Consider the following 25,082-nt stretch of genomic DNA (forward strand, 5'->3'; position numbering starts at 1 on the left):
AGCACCCAATGTTCGCATCATGGGGATCGGTGATCCACCGTAGGCGCTGGGTCGTGCTGGTGGCCACCTTGGTCGTCACCCTGGGTGGTGGTCTTTGGGGTATCGGCGTGTTCGACAAGCTGACCCAGGGTGGCTACGAGGACCCGGCGAGCGAGTCGTCGCAGGTCAACCGGATCATCGAGGACGAGCTCGGGCAGAAGCCCGCCGACGTCGTCGTGCTCTACGGCGCTCCGAACGTGGACGACCCTGCGGTCGCCGAGCGGGTCACCTCGGCGTTGGCCGCGCTGCCCGCGTCCGCCGTCGCGTCCAAGGTCGACTACTGGTCCACGCGGCAGCCCGCGCTCGCGAGCCCGGACAAGAAGCTCGCGATGGCGACGATCACCCTGGTCGGCGACACCTTCGACGCCCGCCAGGACTCGTTCGCGCTGATCAAGGACGCGCTGCCGGTGCCGGGCGTCGACACCCAGGTGGGTGGTCGGGTGCCGACCGAGGAGGCGATGACCGCCCGGTCCAACTCGGACCTCGCCGTCGCCGAGGCGATCTCGCTGCCGGTGACGCTGATCCTGCTGGTGCTGATCTTCGGCAGCCTGGTCGCCGCGTCGCTGCCGGTGCTGGTCGGCGGCCTGGCGATCTTCGGGGCGCTGGGCGTGCTGCGGTTGCTGAGCCTGGGGCTGGAGATCAACACGTTCGCGGTGAACGTCGCCACCCTGCTCGGCCTCGGCATGGCCATCGACTACGGCCTGTTCACCGTCGGCCGGTTCCGCGAGGAGCTGGCGGCGGGCAAGACCCCGGCTGACGCGGTCAGGCGGACCGTCGCCACCGCCGGTCGCACGGTGGCGTTCTCGGCGACGCTGCTGGTGATCGCGCTCGCAGGCCTCTTGGTCTTCCCGATGGACTTCCTCAAGTCGATGGCCTACGGCGGTATGTCCGCCGTCGCGATCGCCGCCGTGGTGTCGTTGACGCTGTTACCCGCGCTGCTGGGGATCCTCGGTCACCGCGTGGACAAGCTGTCCGTGCCCTGGCGCCGCGCCGACCGCGGCGAGTCCCGGTTCCTCGGCAAGGTCGCCGACGCCGTCATGCGCCGCCCAGTCCTGTTCGTCGTGCCGATCGTGGCCGTGCTGCTGCTGCTCGCGTTCCCCTTCACCAACGCCCAGTTCGGCGCCGCCGACGAACGCCAACTCCCGCCGGGCGACCCGCACCGCGCCACTGCCGAGGCCATCGCCGACAACTTCCCGGCGGCGGGCAACGACACCGCCAAGATCGTCCTGCGCTTCCCCGCCGCACCGGACGACGCGGCCATCGGCTCGTTCGTCACCGCGGCCAAGCAGGTCCCGGGCGTGGTCGACGTCGTGCCCAGCGGCGCGCGCGGCAACACCGTGCTGCTCACCGCGCCGCTCAACGGGGACTCGTCGTCGCCGGAGGCCCGGTCCGCGATCGACGGGCTGCGCGCGCTGCCGTCGTCGGCCCAGGTGATGGTCGGCGGGTTCCCCGCGCTGGTGGCGGACTCGGTGGACGGCATCGGCGAGCGGGTGCCGTGGATGGTGGCGATCCTGGTCATCGCGACCCTGGTGCTGATGTTCCTGGCGTTCGGGTCGGTGCTGCTGCCGATCAAGGCGGTCGTGATGAGCGCGCTGAGCCTGTCGGCGACGTTCGGCGTGCTGGTGTTCGTGTTCCAGGACGGCCACGGCACCGGCCTGCTCGACGTCACCCCGCAGCCCGCCCAGGCCGGGATGATGGTCCTGATCGGCGCCGTGGTCTTCGGCCTGTCCACCGACTACGAGACGTTCCTGCTGTCCCGCATGGTCGAGGCCCGCCACTCCGGCCTGTCCACCCGCGACGCCATCCGCTCCGGCCTGGTCCGCACCGGCCGCATGATCACCGCGGCCGCCCTGCTGCTCGGCGTCGTCACCGGCGCCTTCGGCCTCTCCACCCTGCAAACCATGCGCTTCGTCGGCGTCGGCATGATCGTCGCCCTCATCCTCGACGCCACCATCGTCCGCATGCTCCTCGTCCCCGCCATCCTCCGCCTCTTCGGCGACGCCACCTGGTGGGCCCCCGCCCCCCTCCGCCGCCTCCAAGAACGCGCAGGCCTCTCCGAAGTCGAATCCCCCGAAGACAACCGCGAACTCGAACGCGTCGGCTAGCTGTAGCGGGCCTCGGTGCCCCGGGACTCGCCGGGGTTGGCTGCGGCTGTGCGGAGGTCGGTGAGGAAGGTGTCGATCACGCGGTCGTGTTCTGGGGAGACCATGAGGTGGAGGGCGTCGGGGTGGGTTTGGCGGTCCAGGTGCCAGCCGAGGTCGTCCAGGCGGTCGCCGATGGGCATGATTTCGGGGCCGGTGAAGGCGATGACCGAGGCGACGGGGTTGCCGAGGATCGTGAGGTCCAGGTCGGTGAGGGCCGAGCGGATCTTGGTGGCTGTGGTGAGGATTCGGCGGACCTGGTGGGTGTAGCCATCGGTGCCGAGGTAGCGCATGACGGTCCAGGCGGCGGCTATTGGGGCTGCGGGGCGGGCGCCTGCTAGGGCTAGGGAGCCATAGAGGCCGCCGGGCCAGTCTTGGTACAGGAAGGCTTGGTACTGGAGGACGTGGTCGCCGGTGCGGTGCAAGAGGACTGATGCGCCTTTGGTGGCGTAGCCGTACTTGTGCATGTCGGCGGACATGGTGGTGACGCCGGGGACGCGGAAGTCGAACGGTGGCACGTCGAGGCCCGCGCGTTCCATGAACGGCAGCAGGAAGCCGCCCACGCACGCGTCGGTGTGGAACGGGATGCCGCGCGCGGCGGCCAGGGCGGCCAGTTCGGGGATGGGGTCGACGACGCCGTGGGGGTAGTTGGGGGCTGAGCCCGCGACCAGGGCGGTCTGGTCGGTGATGAGGTCCGCGGCGGCGGTGACGTCGGCGCGGAGGTCGTCGGCCAGCGGGATGTGCACCAACTCCAAGCCGAAGTACTTGGCGCCCTTGGCGAAGGCGGGGTGCGCGGAGCGGGGCACGACCAGGGTCGGAGCGGTGACGCCGCGCTCGGCGGCCGCCCGGTCCCGCGCGACCCGGATCGCCTGCATGATCGACTCGGTGCCGCCGGAGGTCATCGAGCCGGAGGCGCCCGCTGGGGCGTTGAGCAGGCCCGCGGTCATGGCGACGACCTCGCGCTCCATGTCCGCCAGGGACGGGAAGCGGAACGGGTTGAGCGCGTTCTCGTACAGGTAGAGGTTGTGCGCCTCCCGCAGCACCGCGTCGACGTCCTCGCCCGCCGGGTACACCAGGCTCCACGTCCGGCCGCCGCGCCAGTCGGCGTCAGCGGTCTTGCGGGCGCGCAGGTCGGCGAACAGGTCGGCGCGCGGCACGCCGCGGTCGGGGAGCGAGACGTCGGGCAGGTCCATGCCGCCCATCTTCGCCGAACCCCGATTTACTCGGCCGTGTTATTCTTTACTCATGCAGGTAACAGTGACCGAGGCCGCCCGCCGCGCGCAGATCACCGGGGCGGCGACCGAGGTGATCGCCAGGGACGGCTACCCGAGGGCGTCGTACGCCCGGATCGTCGAGCACGCCGGGCTCAGCAGCACCCGGCTGATCTCGTACCACTTCCGGGACAAGAACGACCTGGTGATGGCCGTCCTGATCGCCGCGATCGGCGCCGTCGACGAGCGGATGACCGCGCGGCTCGACGGTGTCACCGACCGGGTCGAGATGCTCCGCGGCTACATCGAGTCCCAGGTCGGCCTGCTGCGCTCGCACCCCGACGAGGTCTTGGCCATCCGGGAGATCGCCCAGAACCTGCCCGACCTGGCGCCCGTGCTGGAGGACTTCCGCGTCGGCAGGCTTGCCCGGCAGTTGACCCAGGGCCAGCGGGAGGGCGTGTTCGCGCCGTTCGACGTCAGGGTCATGGCCCGGACCATCGCGAGCGGGATCGACGGCGCCGACTCGGAGGACTACGGCCGCGAACTCGCTGACCTGTTCGTCCGTGCTTGCGTGGGATAAGAGGGCTGCGCTCCAGGCAGGGTTACCGACAACGACGCGACCTTCACCGCGACCCGCACTGCGTCGACCAGGCTCTCGCCGTTGGCTAGCCCTACCGCCAGCGCACCGGTGAACGCGTCGCCCGCGCCGGTTGTGTCAACGACGTCCACCTTCGGTGCGGGCACGGTGGTGGTGCCTTCAGCGGTGATCACGTCCGCACCTAGGGCGCCGCGCGTGACAACGGCAGACCGGACTCCTAGCGCCAAGAGGTTCCCCAACCCGGCGGCCTCGTGCTCGTTGACCACCAGCGGGTCCAGTAAGGCGAACACCTGCGGCGACAGCACTGCCACCGGCGACAGGTTCACCACCGCTCTTATCCCTGCCTGCCCCGCAGCCAACACCGCGTGCTCCACCACCGGAACCGGCACCTCCAGCGATGCGACCACTACCCGCGCCCCGTCCAACCGGACGTCCGCAGGCAGCAGGTCGCCGTTCGCGCCCGGCGACACGATGATCGAGTTCTCCCCGTCCGGCGTCACCGCGATGTAGGCGACCCCGGTCGGCCGCGCCACCCGCCGCACCCCCGACACGTCGACCCCCGCCTCGGTCAGCGACGCCAGCACGACGTCCCCGTGCGCGTCCTGCCCGACCGCCCCGATGAACCGGACCAATCCCCCGCTACGCGCCGCCGCGACGGCCGTGTTCGCGCCCTTCCCGCCGGGCGCGACCCGGGTGTCACCCCCGAGCACCGTCTCCCCCGCCGCGGGCCGCCGGGCGACCTCGACGACCAGGTCCGCGTTGGCCGAACCCACTACCACAAGAGTGCCGCTCACGGCATACACCCTAGTCAGCGGCCGTTGCCATTAGCGAACGTGCGCAAGTGTGAACGATCCAGTAGTCAAGGGGATCCGGAGTGCCACACTGTGCGTCAGTTGTGACGCACCCCATGGGGTGCGTAGGTCCCCGGCGCGAGCCGGGCGTGTCACCGGCGTCGGTCGCGTAGCCCCCCGAGCGACCGACGCCGGTGTCGCTTCCAGACCAAACCTCCGCTTCAGGTCGCGGAGAGGGCCTTGCGCACGGTCTGCAGCAGCGGGTGCGTCTCCCGGCCGCGGCGGGTCGCGGCGACCACGCGGCGGTACGGCGGGTTAGGGCTAACGGGGATGCCGTGGCAGGAAGGTATAGCGCGCAGGGCGGTCCTGGGGATCAACGCGACGCCGACGCCTGCGGCCACTAGAGCGGCTTGGGCGGTGAAGTCGTCGGATGTGTGGGTCACGCGAGGGGTGAAGCCCGCGGTGGCGCAGGCCGCCAAGAGGACGTCACGGCACGGGTTGCCGGGTAGCGGCACCACCCAGTCGTCGGTGGTGAGGTCGGCGATGGCCAGGTCCTCGCGGTCGGCCAGGGGGTGGCCCGGTGGGAGGACGGCGTCGAACGGCTCGGTGTAGAGGACGTCCCAGACGATGCGGTGCTCGGTCGGGGTCTGGCCGGTGTGCATGGTGATGGCGATGTCGATCTCGCCGTCGAGCAGCATCGGCAGGCTCTCCTGGCCCTCCGCGTCGCGCACCAGGACGGTGACGCCGGGGGCCGAGTCCCGCAGCGCCGCGATGGCCGGTGCCACGACGTTGGTGATCGCCGACGCGAAGGCCGCGACGGTGACCTGGCCCAGCTCGCCCGAGCCGAACGCCGCCAGCCGCGCCTCTGCCCGGTCCAGCTCCGCCAGCACCGCGTCGGCGTGCTCGACCAGCAGCTCCCCCGCCGACGTCAACCACACCCGGCGCCCCTTGCGGCGCAGCAGCTCTTGGCCGACCTCCGACTCCAGCGACGCCAACTGCTGCGACACCGCCGACGGGCTCAGGTACAAAGCCTGCGCGGCCGCCGTCACAGTGCCGTGGTCGGCTAGAGCCCGCAGAACCCGCAGCCGTCGAGGGTCGATCACCTGCACATAGTGCCTCAGGTGACCGACCACATCAGACCGGTCAGGACATCTTGTCCCGCGCGGTGATGAAGGCGTCCACCGCGCGGTTGACGTCCTCCAGGGAGTGCGCGGCCGACATCTGGGTGCGGATGCGGGCCTTGCCGTGGGGCACCACCGGGTAGGAGAAGCCGATGACGTAGATGCCCTGGTCGAGCAGCAGGTCGGCCATCCTGGCGGCCTCGGCGGCGTCGCCGATCATGACCGGGATGATGGCGTGCTCGCCGGGCAGCAGGTCGAAACCGGCCTCGGTCATCCTGGTGCGGAACAGCGCGCTGTTCTCCCGCAGCCGGACCAGCAGGTCGGCCGAGGAGTCGAGCAGGTCGAGGGCGGCGAGCGCGGCGCCGGTGATCGACGGGGCCAGCGAGTTGGAGAACAGGTACGGGCGGGAGCGCTGGCGCAGCAGCTCGACGATCTCCGCGCGGCCGGAGGTGTACCCGCCGCTGGCGCCGCCCAGGGCCTTGCCCAGGGTGCCGGTGTAGATGTCGATCCGGTCGCCGACGCCGAAGTGCTCGGGGGTGCCGCGGCCGGTGGCGCCCATGAAGCCGACGGCGTGCGAGTCGTCGACCATGACCAGGGCGTTGTGCCGCTCGGCCAGGGCGCAGATCTCGTCGAGCGGCGCGAGGTAGCCGTCCATCGAGAACACGCCGTCGGTGGCGATCAGCCGGTAGCGGGCGCCAGCGGACTCGACCAGCTGCTTCTCCAGGTCGGCCATGTCCCGGTTGCGGTAGCGCTTGCGGCCCGCCTTGCACAGCCGGATGCCGTCGATGATCGACGCGTGGTTGAGCTCGTCGGAGATCACCACGTCCTGGTCGGTCAGCAGCGTCTCGAACAGGCCGCCGTTGGCGTCGAAGCAGGAGCTGTAGAGGATGGTGTCCTCGGTGCCGAGGAACCGGGAGATGCGCGCCTCGAGCTCCTTGTGCGGGGCCTGCGTGCCGCAGATGAACCGCACCGAGGCCATCCCGAAGCCCCACTCGTCGAGCGCCGCCTTGGCCGCCGCGACCAGCGCGGGGTGGTCGGCGAGGCCCAGGTAGTTGTTCGCGCAGAAGTTGAGCACCTCCGCCGACCCGCCGACCCGGACCGCGGCCTGCTGCGGCGAGGTGATGACCCGCTCGGCCTTGTAGAGCCCGGCCGCGCGGATCTCGTCGATGGTCCCGCGCAGGTCTTCGCGCATCGCGCCGTACATCAGCTCTCCCAGTCGAGGATGACCTTGCCGCAGTCGCCGCCCCGTGCGGTGGCGAACGCCTCGGCGTGGTCGGTGTGGTGGAACCGGTGGGTGATCACCGGCGAGAGGTCCAGCCCGGCCTGCAGCAGCACCGACATGGCGTACCAGGTCTCGAACATCTCCCGGCCGTACACGCCCTTGATGGTGATCATCTTGAGCACCACGGCGCTGAAGTCCACGGCGATCTCGCGGGCGGGCAGGCCGAGCATCGCGATCCGACCGCCGTGGGTCATGTTCGTGATCATCTCGCGCAGCGCGGAGGGCTGGCCGGACATCTCCATGCCCACGTCGAAGCCCTCGGTCATGCCCAGCTCGTCGTAGACCGCCGCGATCCGGTTGGCGCTGACGTCGAGCGCGACGGTGGCGCCGATCTTGCGCGCCAGCTCCAGGCGCGGCTCGCTCACGTCGGTGACGACCACGTGCCGCGCGCCCGCGTGCTTGGCGACCGCGACGGCCATCAGCCCGATCGGGCCCGCGCCGGTGACCAGCACGTCCTCGCCGAGCACCGGGAACTGCAGCGCCGTGTGCACCGCGTTGCCGAACGGGTCGAAGATCGCCGCGACGTCCAGGTCCACCTGGTGGCGGTGCACCCAGGCGTTGCCCTCGGGCAGCACCGCGTACTCGGCGAACGCCCCGTTCGTGTGCACCCCGAGGCCGACGGTGTTGGCGCACAGGTGGCGCCGACCGGCCCGGCAGTTGCGGCAGCGGCCGCAGACCAGGTGCCCCTCGCCGCTGACCAGGTCGCCGACCGAGACCTTGGTGACGGCGGCGCCGATCTCGACGACCTCGCCGACGAACTCGTGCCCCAGCACCAGCGGCGCCTTGACGGTCTTGGCCGCCCAGTCGTCCCAGGCGTCGATGTGCAGGTCGGTCCCGCAGATGCCGGTGCGCAGCACGCGCAGCACGACGTCGCCGGGACCCGGGGTCGGGTCGGGCACGTCGAGCAGTTCCAGCCCGGGACCCGGGGCTGGTTTGACCAGAGCCTTCACAACGTCCTCCCTGCGGCGGGTGGGACACCCCCCGCGCGGGAGTCTCGCGCCGCCGTGCCGGTGCGGTCCATCGGGACTTTCCGCACTGCTACGTCAGCGCACCTGCACAGTCGCCTGGCGGCATCAGGTGTCCCAGCTGATCCTCCACGGCTTGCGGATGGTCAGCGACCCGATGCGGGTGTAGCTGGGCCGCTTGACCTTGACCGACCCGGCCTTGAGCCGCCCGGTCAGCACGAACACCGGCCCGCCGGTCGAGGCGCCGACCTTGTTCTCCACCTTGCCCGCGACCACCTCGACGTCGTCGGCGACGCAGCCGGAGTTCGCGGGCAGCAGCAGCTCGACCGAGCCGCCGGTCACGTCCAGGACGATCTTGACCTCGGGGTGGGCGATGACCGCCTCGGTGAAGTCGAACTCGCTGGAGCCCATCCAGTTGTGCACGACCATCTCGCGCGGCACGTGCCAGGAGCCCTCGCGCTTGATGGACGACATCCGGGCGCGGAACTGCTGCGGCGGGACGGCGGTGGGGCTGCCCGGCTCCCGGTTGACCACGCCGGGCAGGTCGACCAGCACGGTGTTGAGCTCGGCCCTGGTCTTGGCGGCCAGCGCGATGTCGGTGCGGGCGGTGAACTCGTCGAGGGTGAGCATCCCGTGGCCGATGGCCTTCTGCAGGATGCCGACGACGTGCTCGCGTTCGGCGTCGGAGACCCGCAGGTCCCGCGGGTTGATCGGGGCGGGGAGGGATTCGGTGCTCACCAGCCAAGACTACTGCGCCGGATCGGTGTCGAGCCCGTGTTCGATCGCGTACCTGGCTAGTTCGACGCGGTTGTGCAGCTGGAGTTTGCGCAGCGTGGACTGCACGTGGTTCTCGACGGTGCGGTGCGAGAGGACGAGCCGGTCGGCGATCTGCCGCGCGGTCATGCCCTTGGCGACGAGCCGCAGCACGTCGGTCTCGCGGTCGGTCAGCCTCGGCGCGGAGGTCTCCTGCGGGGCCGCTGCCATCCGGCGGTACTCCCCGAGCACGAGCCCAGCGAGGCCAGCGGTGAAGACAGCGTCACCGACGGCGGTACGGCCAACTGCGTCCACTAACTCTTCCGCCGACGCGGACTTGACCAGGTAACCGGACGCTCCGGCCTTCACCGCTTCCAGTACGTCGCTGTGCTCACCGCTGGCGGACAGCACTAACACCTTGGTCTCGGCCAACTCGGCGGTGATCTCGCGGGTGGCGTCCACACCGGAGCCCGCGCCCAGGTTGAGGTCCATCAGCACCACGTCCGGCCGCACTACCCGGGCGATGCGGACCGCGGACGGCGCGTCCCCCGCCGTCGCCCGCACCTCGAACCCGCGCTCGGACAGGTCGCGCGCCACCCCGTCCCGCCAGATCGGGTGGTCGTCGACGACCATCACCGAGATCGCGCGCTCAGCCACAGTTCCTCCCCCGCATCGGGATCCGGACCTCCCACTCGGTGCCCTGCCCGGGGCTGGTCTCCAAGGTGGCGGTACCGCCCAGCTCCGCGACCCGACCCCGGATCGAACGGGCCACGCCAAGCCTGCCTTGAGCTTCGGCGTCGTCGAGCCTGCCTGCGGCGATTCCCACCCCGTCGTCGCGCACGCTCACCACTACCTCGTCACCGAGGTCCTCCACCAAGACCCACGCTCTAGCCTCGTCGCCCGCGTGCCGGTCCACGTTCTCTAGCGCCTCACGCACCAGGTAGGCGAGTTCCGCCGCGGCGCATTCGGGGACCAGGACTGGGGTCGCAGGTACGGCTACCTGGTAGCGGTTGGTCGCCAGTACCTGGATCCGCGGCCGCAGGTCAGCCTGCCCGTTCGCTGTGGACTCCAGAGGTGCCGCCGCGACTAGAGCGCGGAGCGCGACCTCTTGCGTGCCTGCCAACTCGGCCAGCTCGGCGGCCTCACCACCCAGCTCGCGGCCGCGTTTGCGGACCCTGGCCAGCACCTGCAGGACGCTGTCGTGGATGGTCCGCGCCAACCGCTCCCGCTCGGCCGTCGCCGCCTCGGCGCGCATCGCCATCGCCAGCCGCTCGGCGGACTGCTTGGACGTCGTCGACGCCAGCCCGACCACGAAGCCGACGCCGACCAGCAGGACGAAGTCCCTGGTCAGGTCGGTGTCGAAGTAGCCGCGCACGCCGTAGTTGAAGGCCGAGACGACCGCGCCGAAGGCAGTGCCACCGACCATCCCCGACCGGACCGCGCCCACCGCGACCACGGCCGTCACCCACACCGTCGGCACCAGCGGCACGACTTGGACGGTCAGCTGGTCGTGCGTGAGCACCAGCCGCGACATGCACATCAGCGCGCAGCAGACACCCAGGTCGACCAGCGTGAACCAGAGCGCGACCTTGCTGCGCCGCAGGTAGTAGACCGAGGTGGCCACCGTCCACAGCGCCATCGCGCCGATCGTCCCCCAGGCCAGCACCGTGTTCGCGTACTCGCCGTCGTGGGCGAGCACCACCCCGGCGGCGAACAGCCAGGTGATCGCCCGCAGCAGCACGGCCGCGCGCCACAGTGGCTTCAGCGCGTCCTTGCGCACCGCCCGGGGCGAGCTCACGGTCTCGCGGCGTCCTCGTCCGCGTCCGCCTCGGACTCCTCGTCGTCCTCGACCACGTTCGGTTGCGACGCGGCGTCGTCGAGGACGTCGACGTCGTCCGGATCGGTCTCGCCCTCGTTGACCAGGGAGCGGACGCCCGCGTTGAGCACCGCCAGCAGCGGCACCGACAGCAGGGCGCCCGCGATGCCCGCGGCGATGAGGCCGACACCGATGGCGAGCACGACCGCGAGCGGGTGCAGCTTCACCGCGCGGCCGAGCAGCCACGGCTGCAGCACGTGGCTCTCGATCTGCATGATCCCGATGACGATCGCCAGCACGATCAGCGACGAGATGAACCCGTTGGCGACCAGCGCGATCAGCACCGCGACGGTGCCCGCGATCAGCGCCCCGATGATCGGGATGAACGCGGTGAGGAACACCAGCGCGGCCAGCGGCACGAACAGCGGCACGCCGACGATCCACAGGCCGATGCCGATGCCGACCGCGTCGAACACCGCGACCGCCGCCGTCGCCCGCACGTAGCTGACCAGCGACGAGAAGCCGCGCTTGCCCGCGACGTCGACCCGGTCGCGCACGATGCCGGGCACCCCGCGCACCACGAACCGCCAGATCCCGGCGCCGTCGAACAGGAAGAAGATGAGGATGAACAGGGTCAGCAGCAGCCCGGTCAGCACCTCGCCGATGGTGGCCGCGGTGGTGATCGCGCCGGAGGTGATCGCCGACTGGTTGGCCTTGATGGTGTCGATGGCGTTCTGCAGGAAGGACTTGATCTGGTCCTGGCGCAGGTGCAGCGGGCCGGTGGACAACCAGTTCTGGATCGTGTCGAGCGAGTCGTTGACCTGGCTCTGCAGCTGCGGCAGGCCGTTGGTGAACTCGGTGATGACGAAGGTGAGCACGCCGCCGACCACGGCGAGGCCGCCGACGAGCACGATCGCCGTCGCCAGCGACCTCGGCACCCGCCACTCGACCAGCTTGCCGACGCCGGGTGCCATCAGCGCCGCCAGCAGCAGGGCGATCGCGACCGGGATCACCACGTGGGCGAAGTAGCCGAGCAGCCAGATGATGACGTACAGCGCGCCGATGATCACCAGGAACCGCCAGGACAGCGCGGCGCTGACCCGGAGGCCCTTGGGCACGAGCGGGGTGACGTCGGTGCTGGGGAGCGTGGTCCGGTGCTTCAGACCGGCGACGCGGTTTCTGGTCATCGCCGATCACGGTAATCGGTGGGAGGGGTCCTCGGGGAACAACTTGTCTGATGTGATGGGGTCCGTGACCGCGTACGTGCCGCTCGAGGAGCTCACCGACACCGAAGAGGCGGTCAGGACGGCGTTCGACTCCGGCACCCGGCTCGACCTGTCGGGTCGCGCGGACCGGGCGGTGCGCGGTGAGGTGCTCGCGGCGCTGCTCGTCGGCGCCTACCCGCTCGGGGTCGGCGCGATGCCCGCGCTGCGGCTCGACGGCGCGCACGTCACCGGGCGGTGGGACATCGAGGGCCGCGAGGTCGGGGCGGTCATCACCCTGCAGCGGTGCGAGTTCGAGCACGCCCCGGTGCTGCGGATGGCCCGGCTGGTCGCGCTGAGCCTGCGCGGTTGCCGGATGCCCGGGCTCTCCGCGCGCAACCTGCGGGTCGGCAGCGATCTGCTGCTGGAGTCCGGTTACACCTGCGCCGGGGTGCTCGACCTGACCGACGCGACGGTCGAGGGGACGCTGCGGTTGGCGGGCGCGGTGCTGCGCAACCCCGGTGCCGCCGCCTTCCTGGGTGCCCGGCTGCGCATCTCCGGGTCCATCCACGCGGTCGCGTTGCAGGTTTTCGGGGAATTGCGGCTGCGCGGGGCCAACATCGGCGGCAGCGTTCGCCTGACCGGAGCAACGTTGTCCCATCCGTCGGGCACGGCGCTGGAGGCGACCGGGCTCACCGTCGCGGGCGACCTGTTCTGCGACGCGGGCGGCAGCGGGTTCGACGCGGCGGGCACGACAATCCTGTCCGGCGCGCGAATCGGCGGGGATGCTGTGTTCTCTGGTGCGCAGTTGCACGACGCGCGCGGGGACGACGGTCATGTCCGAGTACTGCCTAGAGGCACTGTCGACGACCACTACGTCTTAGACGCCGACCGACTGCGGGTCGACGGCGACGTCAAGCTCGATGAGGGCTTCACCGCCAGCGGGACGGTAGGACTACGCAGCGCCCAGATTGGCGGACACCTCTTACTCTCTGGCGCCACCATCGGACACCGGCCCGCGGTGGCGGAGCTGGCGAAGGCCTTCGCCGAAGGGCGGGCGGTGACGCGGGTGCCGATCGCGCTCGTCGCCGACGGTATCGAGGTGCGCGGCGACGTCGAGGCCCGCGGCTCGGTCGGTGGCAAGGTCGACTCCGACGGCAACCCGGGGACCGCGCTGCGCGCCTACGGCCAAGTGCGACTGGTCGACGCTCACGTGCACGGCAGCGCCAGCCTGTCCCGCGCTCGATTACGCGGCCCAGCCATCGACGTCCTCTTCGCGGACCGACTGCGCGTCGGCGGCACCTTGTTCTTACGGAAGGTCCGCGCGAGTGGATCCATCCGTCTGCAGAACGCGCACATCGGTTCGAGCCTGGACTGCTCCGGCGCGCATCTCACCAAACCCCGCTTACGTCCGGACGGGACTCTTAAGCCGTCGCTGGACGCGCGCGTCGCCACCGTCGGCAAAGACCTTCTCTGTAGTTACGGCTTCCGCGCGATCGGCGGTGTGCGGATACGCCTTGTCGAGGTGGGCAAGATGGTCACCTTCGCGGGCGCGCGGCTCGGAGGTCGCACGAGACCGCGCCACCTTCTTACTGACAAGGCGCTCTCGGCCTACGGCCTGTCAGCGCAAGAGCTGGTGCTCGTCTTCCCGGAACGGCGCCCGCCGCAGGGCACGGTGATCCTTACGCGCGCGACGGTCGTGTCCGTCATCGATGGACCCGGGCTGTGGGCGGCTACCGGCGGCGTAGAGATAGAGGACTTCACCTTCACTGCTCTTACCGCCGTCCCCGACGTTCCGGTCAAGACCCGCCTGCTGTGGCTGCGCAAGGTCCAGCCTGACTTCGCCCCCGGTCCGTACGAGCGCCTGGCGGCCGTCTACTCCGAGGGCGGCGAGGAAGAACTGGCGCAGCAGGTCCACCTCGAACGGCAGCGCCGCCGGTACGCCGAGCTGCACCTGGCCGGTCGGCTCTGGGGGCGGCTGCAGGACATCACCGTCGGATACGGCTACCGGCCCTGGCTGGCCATGGTGTGGCTCGCGCTGTTCTGGCTCCTGGGGATGCTGTGGTTCAGCGACCACCTCATGGAGAAGCTCGACAACGACGTCAACCCCGTGTGGAACCCGCCGCTGCTGGCCACCGACCTGCTGCTCCCGATCATCGACCTGGGCCAGGACAACAAGTGGCGGATGGTCGGCGCGTCCCAGTGGATCTCGGGGGTGTTGATCGCCGTCGGCTGGATCCTGGCCACCACGGCGGCCACCGGCGCGACCCGGGTGCTCAAGCGCGGCTGATCCACACCTGTGGACAGACCCGGCGGATTCCCGCGACCACCTGCCGTAGTAGCTGAACGTGATCTGTGGAAACACTCTGTGTTCGTCACACGATCCGGTGGGCATGCTGAGTCACGCGTGCATAACGATGCGTGTCCCTGCCAGTGTTCCCGGTGCACGGCGCCCCAGCCGTTGCTCCCCCGGATCGGAAGGCGACCCCGGCAGGCATGAGTGACCACCGCCAGGACCAGCAGGTGAGGACGACGACCGCCGTGCGGCGCGCCGTCTCCCGCACGCTGTTCGTCCTCGGGGGCACCCTTGCCACGACCGCCGCGGCCTGGGCCATCTCCACCGCGACCGCCGGGGCCGACGTGGCGACCGACCTGCAGCACGACCTGCGGTCGGTGGTCGACGTCGTCCCCGCGCTCGACACCCCAGCCAAGGCGGACCTGCTCGGTCTCACCGACCAGGTCGGCGCACTCGTCGGCGATCCGGTCGACGCCAGTCGGGTCACCCAGGTCAGCACCGGCGCGACCCACGCGGTCGAGGAGTTCGGCCGCGACCTGGCCAAGCAGTTGCCCACCACGCACCTCGGCACCGCCAGGATCGAGCTGCCCACGCGCGGCACGACCACAGGCGCCGAGGTGACCCCCGCACCCGAGCCGACCGGGGTCACCCCGGTCCTCGGATACCCCGTCGTCACACAGGCCACCCCGGCCGCGACCGCCGAGGCACCGCCCGGCGCGCTCGCCACCCGGCACGACCCGGGCGCACAGCGCGCCGCCGGCTCCGGCCTGTCCCAGCGCGGCTCCCCCGAGACCGCCGACGAGCGGGTCGACCAGCACGCCCCCGCCCTGCCCACCGGCCCAACCCCGTTGGCGCCGCTGAGCATGCCCGCTCCGACCAACCCGGGTAACCCCGGCGCAGGCGCGGCGGACGGGCTCGGGCACGGCTTGGTCGTCAGCACCCCGGCCGACTCCGCCGACACCTCGGCGAGCGCGCCGCGCACCGCTCCGGTCGCGGCCGCCACCACCGTCGACGCGCAGCCTGGCGTCACGCCCGACTGATCCACGGCGCGGCCGGGGAGCCCCCGCTCCCCACGGTCACGCGCCCACGTCCGCCGTGCCAGGCCGCGTCTTCACCACCGGGTCCCACGACCCGCGACATACCCCCTTGAAATGGCGGGTGACCCCGCCTCCGACGCGTATCGCGTCGCGGTCACCCGTGCCTGCTCACATCACATGAAGGAGAAACACCAGATGCAGACCTGGGCTAAGCGCGGATTCCAGACCGCGCTGGTCACCGGTGGCTTGCTGATGCTGGGCACCGGCATCGCCTCCGCGGACGACAACATCAACCCCGACACCACCCCGCAGGGGGCGTTGGACGCGAAGATCGTTGTCGACGGCCGCGTGCACAACAACTCCATCGGCACGGTCCTCGGCGACAAGCACCTGCCGGAGGTCAACCGCACCATCTCCACCAGCCCGCGCGAGGTCCTCGCCGCGGTGCCCGGTGGCTCGCTGGTCACCCCGCTCGCCGAGTCCGCGACCGAGCGGCTGGCCACCGGCCAGGGCGCCCCGCTGCGCGGCAACAAGATCGTCGGCGGCGTGGCCGTCCCGGTCGACGTGTCCGGCAACGCCATCGCCCTCGGCGGCGACTCGTCGGTCAGCAACGACTCGACCCAGAACACCTCGATCTCCCGCCCGGTCACCACGACCGGCGAGGACCGCGCCATCGCGGGCAACGTCGTCAACCTCGACTACGCCGCCCCGGTGCAGGTGACCGGCAACGCGATCAGCCTCGCCGGTGACGCCGAGTCGGAGAACACCGCCACCCAGAGCTCCACGGTGGACGGCGACATCGAGACCGACGGCTCCGACGGCGCCATCTCCGGCAACGTCATCGGCAGCCAGGCCACCACCCCGGTGCAGCTCAACGGCAACGCGATCGCCGCGGGCGGCAACGCCGACACCGAGTCGACCACCAGCTCCGACAGCCTCGTCGGCGGCGTCGTCTACACCGACGGCCAGGACGCCACCCTCTCCGGCAACGGCGCGCTCGTGCCGCTGGCCACCCCGGTGCGCGGCACCGGCACCGCGCTCGGCGTGATCGGGCAGGCCAACGCCGACTCGATCAACTCCACCAACGCGCAGGCAGGCCAGGAGAGCCCCGACCTCGGCGGCAACCCGGTCTACGTGCACACCAACGGTGCCGACTCCACCGGGTCCGGCAACATCCTGCAGCCCGCCGTGGCCGCTCCGGTCACCTCCGACTGCACCTCCGCGGTCGCGGTCGGCCAGTCCGACGCGGTCTGCAGCTCCGACCTGGTCGCCAGCGCAGGCGGCGGCAACCGCTCCGATGGCACCGACTCGGTGCTCGGCGGCGCCATCGGCGTCGTGCCGGTGTCCGCCCCGGTCAGCGCGATCGGCAACGCCGGTGGCGTCATCGGCGACGCGGCGACCGACCAGAACAACGTGATCGACACCGGTGCCGGTGGCACCGCGATCACCCGCGGCAACGACAGCGTCCTCGGCGGCTCGCTGATCAACAGCCCGGTGTCGGCCCCGGTCGACTCCTGCGCCAACGGCGGCGTCGTGGTCGGCGACTCCGACATCGCCTGCGAGAACATCACCACCACCAGCGCGGGTGGCGACGCGGGCACCGCGGGCGACGACTCCGTCGGCGGCGGCAACGCGGGCCAGATCCCGGTGACCGCCCCCGCCGAGCTGATCGCCAACGGTGTCGGCGCCCTGGGCGACCAGGACATCTACGCCACGGAGACCAAGTTCTCCAGCGCGGGCGGCGACGCCAACACCGCCGACGACGACGCGGTGCTCGCGGCCAACCTGCTCAACGCGCCGGTCGCCACCCCGCTCCAGGTGTTCGGCAACAGCGCGGGCGCGGTCGCCAACACCACCTCGGACACCGCGCTGGAGAACCAGATCAGCGCGGGCGGCCCGTCGAAGTCGACCGGCATCGGCGGCACCGGCTCGGGCAACATCGTGCAGAGCCCGGTCAGCAACCCGCTGCAGGCCTTCGGCGCCGGTGTCAGCGCGCTGGGCAACGGCAAGGCGACCGCCAGCAACGTCACCAACTCCTCCACCGGTGACGTCGCCACCACCGACGGCTCGGACGGCAACCTGTCCGGCAACATCGTCACCGCCCCGATCGCCGGTGCCACCCAGGCCTTCGGCGACTCGGTCGCCGTCGCCGGTGACAACGAGGCCGAGGCCACCAACGACGTCACCACCACGGCGGGGTCGTCGGCCACCACCAGCGGCCGCGACGGCAACCTCTCCGGCAACCTCATCGGTGCCCAGGCTGGCCCGCTCGTGCAGGCCTTCGGTGCCGCGGTCGCCGGTGTCGGTGGCGACAACAAGGCCACCTCGTCCTCGATCAGCGCCACCAACTCCGGCGGCGACCTGACCACCGACGGCGACCACGGGTTCCTCTCCGGCACCCTGGTCGACACCCCGGCCGGTGCGTTCGTGCAGCCGCACGGCGACGCCGTCTCCGCGGTCGGCAGCGACGCGTTCGGCATCTCGGACAACGCCACCTCCGGCCAGATCGGTGGCACCTCCGAGACCAGCGGTCGCGGCGGCAGCCTGAACGGCATCCACGTCACCTCCCCGGTCCGCGGCAACGCGCCGGTCTACGACGTGCCGGTCGAGGTGGCCGCTGACGCGCTCACCTCCGCCAGCCACACCAACGACGCGGTCGTCGGCGAGCACGCGGTCGAGGACGAGGCGCCCCTGCGCCTGCCCACCGTCGGCGGCCTCGGCGTGACCGAGCTGCCCTTCGGCGGCGTGTTCGGTGGCCTGCCCACCCAGCGCTCGTACGCCAGCAACCCGCTCGGCGACCTGCTCGGCGGCGGCCTGTCCACCGGTTCCCTCACCGGCGGCGCGGGCAACCTCACCGGCGGCCTGCCCACCAGCAACCTCACCGGTGGCGGCCTCCCGACCAGCGGCCTGACCGGTGGCCTGCCCACCGACATCGCGGGCAACCTGGTCGGCGGCGGCCTCCCGAGCGCGGGCAACCTGCCCACCTCGCTGCCGCTGCACGTCACCCCGTCCGCCGGTCGCTCGCGCGCCGACGTCCCGGGCCTGAGCAACCTGCCCACCGACAACCTGACCGGCGCCTTCTCCGGCAGCCTGTTCCAGGCCCCGTCGCTGCAGCAGCTCCCGGTCCAGACCCCGGCCCTGTCCGGCCTGGACGCCACCTCCGCCCTGCCGGTGTCGTCGCTGACCGACACCCAGTCCCGCCTGTCGAACCTGTTCGGCTGATAGCTCCACACAGGACGGACCCGGGAGCCCCCGCTCCCGGGTCCGTTCTTTTTGCGTTGTGCGGGAACGGCTAGTGCTTGGCGCTCTCGCGGATGACCTCGGTGTAGGAGTCGACGAAGGTGGTGAGGAGGGTGGCGAAGGTGTCGCGGGCTTCGGTGGGCCAGGTGGACATGGTTCGGGCGAAGACCTCTTGGCGCATCGCGTGGATAGTCGCGGCGTGGGCTTGACCTGCGGGGGTGAGGGACAGGACGGCGCGGCGGGCGTCGGTGGGGGCGGGGTGGCGGTGGGCCAGGCCCTCAGTCACGGCGCGGGCTGCCAGGCGGCTGGCTCGGGGTTGGTCGACGGCGAGTGCGGTGGCCAACTCGGTGACGGTGCAGGGACCGGTGGCTTCCAGGGCGTCGACGACCAGGGTGAGGGTGGGGTCGTGGGGGCCTGCGAGGGTGCGGCGGGTCTGGAGGCGGCGGATGGTGACCATCGCGCGCTCGACCTGGGACACGGCGTCCATTCATGTTACTTTACATGCACTTGTAAAGAGACATGGAGTTGCCCATGCGGCCCATCGGGTACTGGATCAAGGAGTTGGACCGGCGGCTGGAGGCCGGGTTCGAGCGCGAACTGGGTGACGTGACCCGGCGCGAGTGGCAGGTGCTGAACGCGCTGCCCGGTGACACGGGTCCCTTCGACGGCGCCGAGGCGTTGCGCAACCTCCAGCGGCGGGGCTGGGTCGACGGCGATCAGCTCACTCCGGCGGGGGAGCAAGCCAAGGCTGACCTGGGGATCCGGGTCGCGCGTGTCCGGGAAGCGGTGACCGCCGGGGTGAGCGAGGACGAGTACCGCACCACGATCCGGACGCTGGAGCGGATGGTGGGCAACCTCCCTCAGGAATAACCGGGCCGGGCCGAACGTCGTGATAGGTTGTTCAACATTCAACCATCAGGTGGTGAGGTCATGACCCAACCGGTGCTCTACCTCAGCCACGGCGCACCGCCGCTGGCCGACGACGTGCTGTGGACCAAGCAGTTGGCCGCGTGGTCGGCGGAGCTGCCCAAGCCCAAGGCCGTGCTGATCGTGTCCGCGCACTGGGAGGAGGCGCCGCTCACCATCGGCGCCACCGAGACCGTGCCGCTGACCTACGACTTCTGGGGCTTCCCGCAGCGCTACTACCAGGTCCGCTACCCCGCGCCCGGCGCCCCCGAACTCGCCGCGCAGGTGCGCAAGCTGCTGCGCACCCCGAGCACCCCGGTCGCCGACGACCCGACCCGCGGCCTCGACCACGGCGCGTACGTCCCGCTGGTCGAGATGTTCCCGGACGCCGACGTGCCGGTCCTGCAGATCTCGATGCCGACCCTGGACCCCGCCACCCTGGTGTCGATCGGCCGCAAACTCGCACCGCTGCGCGACGAAGACATCCTGATCATCGGCAGCGGCTTCTTCACCCACAACCTCTCCGGCCTCGACATGGGCCGCGACCCCGCGCACACACCACCAACCTGGTCGAGCGAGTTCGACGACTGGGGCGACCGCGCAGTCGCCGCACACGACCTCGACGCACTGGTCGACTTCCAGCACAAAGCCCCAGCCGCCCGGTTGGCACACCCGAGGACCGAGCACTTCGCCCCGCTGTTCGTCTCCCTCGGCGCCACTGTGGACAGTCCGACGGAACGCCGCGCGGTCATCGACGGCTACTGGTACGGCCTGTCCAAGCGCTCCTGGCAGTTCGGCTGACCCCAGCCCCGCCCCGCCGTCAGCGCATCTCGTTGTCGCGCAACAGCTCGAGCACCCGACTCGCGTGCCCCAACTCCGCGGAGGTCGACTTCCTGTTCCGGGTCAGCCCTGGGCGAGGTCGGTGAAGCGGCTGTAGTGGAGTTGGTGGGCGACGACGACGGTGGCGGTGGGGCCTGCTCGGTGTTTGGCGAGGATGAGGTCGGCTTCACCGGCGCGGGGGTCGTCGCGTTCCCAGGCGTCAGGGCGGTTGATGAGGATGACCATGTCGGCGTCCTGTTCGAGGGAGCCGGATTCGCGGAGGTCGGAGAGCATGGGGCGCTTGTCGGTGCGCTGTTCGGGGCCTCGGTTGAGCTGGCTGATGGCGATGACCGGGACCTCGATCTCCTTGGCCAGCAGCTTGAGCTGGCGGGAGAACTCGGAGACCTCCTGCTGGCGGGACTCGACGCGCTTGCCGGAGCTCATCAGCTGGAGGTAGTCGACGACCACCAGTTTGAGGTCGTGGCGCTGCTTGAGGCGCCTGGCCTTGGCGCGGATCTCCATCATGGTCATGTTCGGGGAGTCGTCGACGAACATGGGGGCCTCGCTGATCTCGCTCATCCGGCGGGCCAGGCGGGTCCAGTCGTCGTCGGTCATCCGGCCGCCGCGCATGTCGCCGAGGCGGATCTTGGCTTCGGCGGAGAGCATCCGCATGGTGATCTCGGTGCGGCTCATCTCCAGGGAGAAGATGACGCTGGACATGCCGTGCTTGATGGAGCAGGAGCGGGCGAAGTCCAGGCCGAGGGTGGACTTGCCGACACCGGGGCGGGCCGCGACGATGATCATCTGGCCGGGGTGCAGGCCGTTGGTGATCTCGTCGAGGTCGACGAAGCCGGTGGGGATGCCCAGGGAGCTGCCGCCGCGGGAGGCGATGGCGTCGATCTCGTCCATGGTGGGCTGCAGCAGTTCCTCGAGCGCGACGTAGTCCTCGCTCATGCTGCGCTCGGTGACCTCGTAGATCGATGCCTGCGCGCGGTCGACGATCTCGGTGACGTCGGCGCCCTCGGCGCCCTGGTACCCGAGCTGCACGATCCGGGTGCCCGCCTCGACCAGCCTGCGCAGGATGGCCTTCTCGGCGACGATCTCCGCGTAGTACCCGGCGTTGGCCGCGGTCGGCACGATGGAGATCAGCGTGTGCAGGTAGGGCGCGCCGCCGACCTTGCGCAGCTCGCCGCGGCGTTCCAGCTCGGCGGAGACGGTGATCGGGTCGGCTGGCTCGCCGCGGCCGTAGAGGTCGAGCACGCAGTCGTAGATGATCTGGTGCTTGGGCAGGTAGAAGTCACCCGGGCGCAGTGCCTCGACGACGTCGGCGATGGCGTCCTTGGACAGCATCATCCCGCCGAGCACGCTCTGCTCCGCGCGCAGGTCCTGCGGTGGCTTGCGATCCATGCCGTGCTCGCCGGGTTCCGGCGGCAGGGAGTGGTCGTCGGCGAGCGCCACGGGCTGCCCTCCTAGCAAGACTCGGTCGGTGGAGACCATAGGTCTTCGGTACGACATCCGGGTGGTTCCGGACCACCGCGCGTCGGGTCGCCAGGCGACGCTAGGACCCCCGAACGCCCCCTTGCAAACCACGCTGGGGACGGTTCTGTGGACAACCTGGGGATGGAGCCGGTGAGCTGCGCACAGCTACCCGGTGGGGTGTGGACAACCTGGGGACAGGTGTCCGACTTGTTGAAGAAACCGCAGGTCAAGGCCTGTGGATAACTTGTGGAGAAGCTGGCTCCCCGGTTCCTCGGCGTGTCGCGTCGCCGTCGGTTTTCGGCGTGTCGCCGGGCCGTTCGCTCGGTGGGGTGACCCCGACCTGTGGACAACTGCCCACACGCAGAACCGCCCCACTCAGCGTGACCGAGCGGGGCGGTTCTGCGTGTGATCGATCAGTTCGCGGCGGCGACGTTGACCGTGAAAGCGGCGTTGACGTCGGGGTGCAGCCGGACGCTCACCGAGTGCTTGCCCACAGTCTTGATGTGACCGGCGACCTCGACGGCGCGCTTGTCCAGGACCGGACCGCCCGCGGCCTTGACCGCGGCGACGATGTCGGCAGTGGTGATCGAGCCGAACAGCTTGCCCGACCCAGCGGCGGCCTTGGCCTTGAGCGGGATGGTGCCCAGCGCGGACAGCGCGGCCTTGACCTCCTTGGCGTGGTCGAGGTTGCGGATCCGGCTGTTCTCCTGCGCCCGGCGGATGACCTGGACCTGCTTCTCGGCACCCTTGGTCGCCAGGATGGCGAAGCCGCGGGGCAGCAGGTAGTTGCGGCCGTAGCCGTCCTTGACCTCGACGAGGTCACCAGGGCCGCCCAGGCCGCTGACGTCGGTGGTGAGGATGAGCTTCATGATCGTCCCCTCCTGATCAGCGGGCGGTCGAGGTGTACGGGAGCAGAGCGACCTCGCGGGCGTTCTTGACCGCGATGGCGACGTCACGCTGGTGCTGGCTGCAGTTGCCGGTCACCCGACGCGCGCGGATCTTCCCGCGGTCGGAGATGTACTTGCGCAGCAGCGTGGTGTCCTTGTAGTCAATGTTGACCGGGCGGTCCTTCTTGACGTCCTTGCAGAAGACGCAGACCTTCTTCTTCGGCTTGCGGATGGGTGGCTTTGCCACGGTGAAACTCCTGAGTGGTATGTCGAGATAAGCGTCTGTGTTGGGTGCGCTACCCGGCTACGGGTGCGCTCCGGTCAGAACGGGGGCTCGTCGTTGAAGCCGCCGCCACCGCCGCCACCAGCGGGCGGTGCGGAGCCCCACGGGTCGTCGGGCGGTGCGGACGGGCCGTTGTAGCCCCCGCCACCAGCGGAACCGCGTGCGGCACCAGCGCCGCCGCCACCGCCGCCACCGAAGCCGCCGCCACCTTCGCCGCGGCTGACCTTGTTGACCTTGGCGGTCGCGTAGCGCAGCGAGGGGCCGACCTCGTCGACCTCAAGCTCCATGACGGTGCGCTTCTCGCCCTCGCGGGTCTCGAAGGAGCGCTGCTTGAGCCGCCCGGTCACCAGTACCCGCGCGCCCCTGGTCAGCGACTCGGCCACGTTCTCCGCGGCCTGCCGCCAGATGTTGCAGCGCAGGAACAGCGCCTCCCCGTCCTTCCACTCGCCGGACTGGCGGTCGAAGGTGCGCGGGGTCGACGCGACGGTGAAGCTCGCGACAGCGGCGCCGGAGGGGGTGAACCGCAACTCCGGGTCCGCGGTCAGGTTGCCGACGACCGTGATGATCGTGTCCCCTGCCATGGTCAGGCGTTCTCGCGCCGCATGACCTTGGTGCGCAGGACGGATTCCTGCAGGGAGAGCTGGCGGTCGAGTTCCTTGACCGCGTCCGGCTCGGCGTTGACGTCGAGCACCGCGTAGATGCCCTCGCTGTGCTTCTTGATCTCGAACGACAACCGGCGCTTGCCCCAGATGTCGACCTTCTCGACGTTCCCGCCAGACGTGCGGATCACGTTGAGGAACGTGTCGAGCGACGGAGCTACGGTGCGCTCGTCGAGCGTGGGGTCGAGGATGACCATGACCTCGTAATGACGCATGAAGACCACTCACCTCCTGTGGACTCGCGGCCACGGACGTTCCGTGGCAGGAGGGTCTCGCCGACGGAGCGTAACAGCACCCGGTGCCCGTCCCGCGCGGTACCCGACCGGCGGCCAGTGGACCAGTGACCACCGACAACGCCGACGGGTCAGGTGGTGGTGCGGCGCAACACCCAGGTGCGGACGAGGGCCGCGGTGACTCCGGAGAGTGCGAACACGGCGAGCAGGACCGGGAGGGCGATGCCGCGGCCGAAGGGGGCGTCGAGCGCCTCCGCGTGGCCGACCGCCTGGACGCCGTCGGCGTCGCCGGTGCCGAGGATGCCGAACTGCGGCGAGTAGCCCGGGATCGAACCGCCGTAGCGCAGGCCGGGGGACGGGGCGAACAGGCCCGCCTGGGCGTACGGGGTGCCGGAGTAGTCGGTCATCGGGGAGCGGCCGAAGCCGTAGAGCGGGAGGCCGCCGGGGTTCGTGCCGCCGATGACGGAGGTGTTCGGGCCTGTGGTGCTGGGACCACCGGTGCCGGGGGTCTGCGGGTTGCCGCCGGTGCCGGGCGGCTGGTTGGTGCCGGGCTTGTTCGGCAGACCGGGGGTGCCGGGGGCCAGCGGCGGGAGGGCCGCGGCGCCCTTCTCGACGACGCCCGCGACGGCTCCGGCGCCGTCCTGGACCGGTGCGACGACGGCGTTGACGACTGTCACCGTGATGGAGCAACCCGCGGTCAGCGCGCCCTGGACACCGGAGACGATCCCGGTGAGCACGCTGCCGATCAGGGGGACCTTGGCGATCGACTCCTGGATCTTGGGTACCGCGGCCGCGGCGATGGTGCTGCCGGGGATGGTCGTGTTCGCCGCGGGGATGGCGCCGATCGGGATGTTGCCCATCGAGGTCACCGCCCCGCGCACGCCGGTGGCGAGGGTCGGACCCAGCAGCGGGACGGCGTTGACCACGCGTAAGACGGGGTCCAGCACGGCGCCCGGGCTCAGGGAGATCGGCGTGCCCGGCGCACCCTGGACCGTGGTCGCGCAGCTGCCGACCACGATGGGGGGTGCCGCGGCGGCCGTGCCGCCGCCCGCGAGCAGGCCGACCGAGGTGCCGCTGATGACCAGCACCAACCCGGCCGCGTAGGTCTTGCCACGCCGTAGCATGAAGATCCTCCAGATACCGGCGAGTAGCTTCACTGGGAGACAACGACTGTAACCCGACATGGTGACGTGCACGGGACAGGTTTCCCCGAAAGTGCTTCGTGTTAGCCCGGTTGGCGCACACCACCCCCGCAGGCACCCACCGGGACGTGGATTGACCGACCACCGAGGGGTCCCACGGTCGGAGCCGACGACTACCCTTT

Annotated in this window: 23 protein-coding genes; 7 read left to right on the forward strand and 16 right to left on the reverse strand. The window is 70.7% G+C overall.

The features are described 5' to 3' along the window. The first annotated feature begins 29 nt into the window (after window positions 1-29). Window positions 30-2,144 (forward strand): MMPL family transporter, encoded by a 2,115-nt coding sequence (locus LV79_RS04905; protein ID WP_253832473.1) that lies wholly within the window; start codon window positions 30-32, stop codon window positions 2,142-2,144. Here LV79_RS04905 and LV79_RS04910 read toward each other — a convergent pair. After that, a complete protein-coding gene (locus LV79_RS04910) occupies window positions 2,141-3,373 on the reverse strand; it encodes a pyridoxal phosphate-dependent decarboxylase family protein (protein ID WP_253832475.1) in 1,233 nt (410 codons plus the stop codon). The two genes, LV79_RS04905 and LV79_RS04910, sit on opposite strands and share 4 nt — an antisense overlap. Before the next feature lie 52 nt (window positions 3,374-3,425). Here LV79_RS04910 and LV79_RS04915 point away from each other — a divergent pair, with 52 nt between their 5' ends. Then, window positions 3,426-3,971 carry a TetR/AcrR family transcriptional regulator gene (locus LV79_RS04915; protein WP_253832477.1) on the forward strand — a complete coding sequence of 182 codons (546 nt, stop codon included), beginning with the start codon at window positions 3,426-3,428 and terminating at the stop codon, window positions 3,969-3,971. Here LV79_RS04915 and LV79_RS04920 read toward each other — a convergent pair. The 8 genes from LV79_RS04920 to LV79_RS04955 all read right to left on the reverse strand — a co-directional run bounded on the left by LV79_RS04920 (window position 3,923) and on the right by LV79_RS04955 (window position 11,904). Then, a complete protein-coding gene (locus LV79_RS04920; protein ID WP_253832479.1) occupies window positions 3,923-4,783 on the reverse strand; it encodes a ribokinase in 861 nt (286 codons plus the stop codon). The two genes, LV79_RS04915 and LV79_RS04920, sit on opposite strands and share 49 nt — an antisense overlap. A gap of 218 nt (window positions 4,784-5,001) precedes the next feature. Further along, a complete protein-coding gene (locus tag LV79_RS04925) occupies window positions 5,002-5,883 on the reverse strand; it encodes a LysR family transcriptional regulator (RefSeq protein ID WP_253832481.1) in 882 nt (293 codons plus the stop codon). 40 nt (window positions 5,884-5,923) lie between these two features. Beyond that, entirely contained in the window at window positions 5,924-7,105 is a 1,182-nt protein-coding gene (locus LV79_RS04930; RefSeq protein ID WP_253832483.1) for a glycine C-acetyltransferase, read from the reverse strand. Then, window positions 7,105-8,133 carry an L-threonine 3-dehydrogenase gene (tdh, locus tag LV79_RS04935; RefSeq protein WP_253832485.1) on the reverse strand — a complete coding sequence of 343 codons (1,029 nt, stop codon included), beginning with the start codon at window positions 8,131-8,133 and terminating at the stop codon, window positions 7,105-7,107. Before tdh ends, LV79_RS04930 begins: the two co-directional genes overlap by 1 nt. 123 nt (window positions 8,134-8,256) lie before the next feature. Then, window positions 8,257-8,886, reverse strand: a complete 630-nt coding sequence (locus LV79_RS04940; RefSeq protein WP_253832487.1) for a DUF1707 SHOCT-like domain-containing protein — start codon at window positions 8,884-8,886, stop codon at window positions 8,257-8,259. A 9-nt stretch (window positions 8,887-8,895) separates the two neighbouring features. After that, window positions 8,896-9,534: a response regulator gene (locus LV79_RS04945; protein ID WP_253835795.1), complete on the reverse strand. Its 639-nt coding sequence runs from the start codon at window positions 9,532-9,534 to the stop codon at window positions 8,896-8,898. Window positions 9,535-9,550: 16 nt separating this feature from the next. Continuing rightward, on the reverse strand, window positions 9,551-10,699 hold the full coding sequence (macS, locus tag LV79_RS04950) for a MacS family sensor histidine kinase (protein ID WP_253832489.1): 1,149 nt from the start codon (window positions 10,697-10,699) through the stop codon (window positions 9,551-9,553). Then, on the reverse strand, window positions 10,696-11,904 hold the full coding sequence (locus LV79_RS04955; RefSeq protein WP_253832491.1) for an AI-2E family transporter: 1,209 nt from the start codon (window positions 11,902-11,904) through the stop codon (window positions 10,696-10,698). Before LV79_RS04955 ends, macS begins: the two co-directional genes overlap by 4 nt. A 55-nt stretch (window positions 11,905-11,959) precedes the next feature. Here LV79_RS04955 and LV79_RS04960 point away from each other — a divergent pair, with 55 nt between their 5' ends. The 3 genes from LV79_RS04960 to LV79_RS04970 all read left to right on the forward strand — a co-directional run bounded on the left by LV79_RS04960 (window position 11,960) and on the right by LV79_RS04970 (window position 18,474). Beyond that, a complete protein-coding gene (locus LV79_RS04960) occupies window positions 11,960-14,209 on the forward strand; it encodes a translocation/assembly module TamB domain-containing protein (RefSeq protein ID WP_253832493.1) in 2,250 nt (749 codons plus the stop codon). A 206-nt stretch (window positions 14,210-14,415) separates the two neighbouring features. Further along, on the forward strand, window positions 14,416-15,255 hold the full coding sequence (locus LV79_RS04965; RefSeq protein ID WP_253832495.1) for a hypothetical protein: 840 nt from the start codon (window positions 14,416-14,418) through the stop codon (window positions 15,253-15,255). A gap of 192 nt (window positions 15,256-15,447) precedes the next feature. After that, on the forward strand, window positions 15,448-18,474 hold the full coding sequence (locus LV79_RS04970; RefSeq protein WP_253832496.1) for a beta strand repeat-containing protein: 3,027 nt from the start codon (window positions 15,448-15,450) through the stop codon (window positions 18,472-18,474). A 70-nt stretch (window positions 18,475-18,544) separates the two neighbouring features. Here the strand turns inward: LV79_RS04970 and LV79_RS33700 are convergent, their stop codons facing one another. Then, window positions 18,545-18,979 carry a MarR family winged helix-turn-helix transcriptional regulator gene (locus tag LV79_RS33700; protein ID WP_285469681.1) on the reverse strand — a complete coding sequence of 145 codons (435 nt, stop codon included), beginning with the start codon at window positions 18,977-18,979 and terminating at the stop codon, window positions 18,545-18,547. A gap of 44 nt (window positions 18,980-19,023) precedes the next feature. Between LV79_RS33700 and LV79_RS04980 the strand changes: the two genes are divergently transcribed. Further along, window positions 19,024-19,362 carry a winged helix DNA-binding protein gene (locus tag LV79_RS04980; protein ID WP_253832498.1) on the forward strand — a complete coding sequence of 113 codons (339 nt, stop codon included), beginning with the start codon at window positions 19,024-19,026 and terminating at the stop codon, window positions 19,360-19,362. Between the two features lie 60 nt (window positions 19,363-19,422). After that, window positions 19,423-20,199: a dioxygenase family protein gene (locus tag LV79_RS04985; RefSeq protein WP_253832500.1), complete on the forward strand. Its 777-nt coding sequence runs from the start codon at window positions 19,423-19,425 to the stop codon at window positions 20,197-20,199. A gap of 102 nt (window positions 20,200-20,301) precedes the next feature. Here the strand turns inward: LV79_RS04985 and dnaB are convergent, their stop codons facing one another. The 6 genes from dnaB to LV79_RS05015 all read right to left on the reverse strand — a co-directional run bounded on the left by dnaB (window position 20,302) and on the right by LV79_RS05015 (window position 24,882). Further along, window positions 20,302-21,675, reverse strand: a complete 1,374-nt coding sequence (gene dnaB, locus LV79_RS04990) for a replicative DNA helicase (protein WP_253832502.1) — start codon at window positions 21,673-21,675, stop codon at window positions 20,302-20,304. A gap of 434 nt (window positions 21,676-22,109) precedes the next feature. After that, window positions 22,110-22,568: a 50S ribosomal protein L9 gene (rplI, locus tag LV79_RS04995; RefSeq protein WP_253835797.1), complete on the reverse strand. Its 459-nt coding sequence runs from the start codon at window positions 22,566-22,568 to the stop codon at window positions 22,110-22,112. Window positions 22,569-22,581: 13 nt separating this feature from the next. After that, complete coding sequence (gene rpsR, locus LV79_RS05000; RefSeq protein ID WP_054053205.1) at window positions 22,582-22,830, reverse strand: 30S ribosomal protein S18; 249 nt, start codon at window positions 22,828-22,830, stop codon at window positions 22,582-22,584. A gap of 74 nt (window positions 22,831-22,904) precedes the next feature. Continuing rightward, complete coding sequence (locus LV79_RS05005; protein ID WP_253832504.1) at window positions 22,905-23,447, reverse strand: single-stranded DNA-binding protein; 543 nt, start codon at window positions 23,445-23,447, stop codon at window positions 22,905-22,907. 2 nt (window positions 23,448-23,449) lie between these two features. Continuing rightward, on the reverse strand, window positions 23,450-23,740 hold the full coding sequence (rpsF, locus tag LV79_RS05010; RefSeq protein WP_204449606.1) for a 30S ribosomal protein S6: 291 nt from the start codon (window positions 23,738-23,740) through the stop codon (window positions 23,450-23,452). A 149-nt stretch (window positions 23,741-23,889) separates the two neighbouring features. Then, the gene (locus LV79_RS05015; protein ID WP_253832506.1) at window positions 23,890-24,882 is read right to left on the reverse strand and encodes a hypothetical protein; all 993 of its coding nucleotides are present in this window, start codon (window positions 24,880-24,882) and stop codon (window positions 23,890-23,892) included. Window positions 24,883-25,082 lie beyond the last annotated feature (200 nt).

This window comes from Actinokineospora globicatena (assembly GCF_024171945.1).
In the GTDB taxonomy this organism is placed as follows: domain Bacteria; phylum Actinomycetota; class Actinomycetes; order Mycobacteriales; family Pseudonocardiaceae; genus Actinokineospora; species Actinokineospora globicatena.

Bases quoted from the DNA above. Each gene is read 5' to 3' on its own strand.
- LV79_RS04980 (WP_253832498.1), top strand. From the start codon at position 19,024: ATGCGGCCCATCGGGTACTGGATCAAGGAGTTGGACCGGCGGCTGGAG.
- rpsF (WP_204449606.1), bottom strand. From the start codon at position 23,740: ATGCGTCATTACGAGGTCATGGTCATCCTCGACCCCACGCTCGACGAG.
- LV79_RS04945 (WP_253835795.1), bottom strand. From the start codon at position 9,534: ATGGTCGTCGACGACCACCCGATCTGGCGGGACGGGGTGGCGCGCGAC.
- LV79_RS33700 (WP_285469681.1), bottom strand. From the start codon at position 18,979: ATGGACGCCGTGTCCCAGGTCGAGCGCGCGATGGTCACCATCCGCCGC.
- LV79_RS05015 (WP_253832506.1), bottom strand. From the start codon at position 24,882: ATGCTACGGCGTGGCAAGACCTACGCGGCCGGGTTGGTGCTGGTCATC.
- LV79_RS04970 (WP_253832496.1), top strand. From the start codon at position 15,448: ATGCAGACCTGGGCTAAGCGCGGATTCCAGACCGCGCTGGTCACCGGT.
- LV79_RS05005 (WP_253832504.1), bottom strand. From the start codon at position 23,447: ATGGCAGGGGACACGATCATCACGGTCGTCGGCAACCTGACCGCGGAC.
- LV79_RS04960 (WP_253832493.1), top strand. From the start codon at position 11,960: ATGGGGTCCGTGACCGCGTACGTGCCGCTCGAGGAGCTCACCGACACC.
- LV79_RS04965 (WP_253832495.1), top strand. From the start codon at position 14,416: ATGAGTGACCACCGCCAGGACCAGCAGGTGAGGACGACGACCGCCGTG.
- LV79_RS04985 (WP_253832500.1), top strand. From the start codon at position 19,423: ATGACCCAACCGGTGCTCTACCTCAGCCACGGCGCACCGCCGCTGGCC.
- LV79_RS04930 (WP_253832483.1), bottom strand. From the start codon at position 7,105: ATGTACGGCGCGATGCGCGAAGACCTGCGCGGGACCATCGACGAGATC.
- LV79_RS04955 (WP_253832491.1), bottom strand. From the start codon at position 11,904: ATGACCAGAAACCGCGTCGCCGGTCTGAAGCACCGGACCACGCTCCCC.
- LV79_RS04910 (WP_253832475.1), bottom strand. From the start codon at position 3,373: ATGGACCTGCCCGACGTCTCGCTCCCCGACCGCGGCGTGCCGCGCGCC.
- LV79_RS04915 (WP_253832477.1), top strand. From the start codon at position 3,426: ATGCAGGTAACAGTGACCGAGGCCGCCCGCCGCGCGCAGATCACCGGG.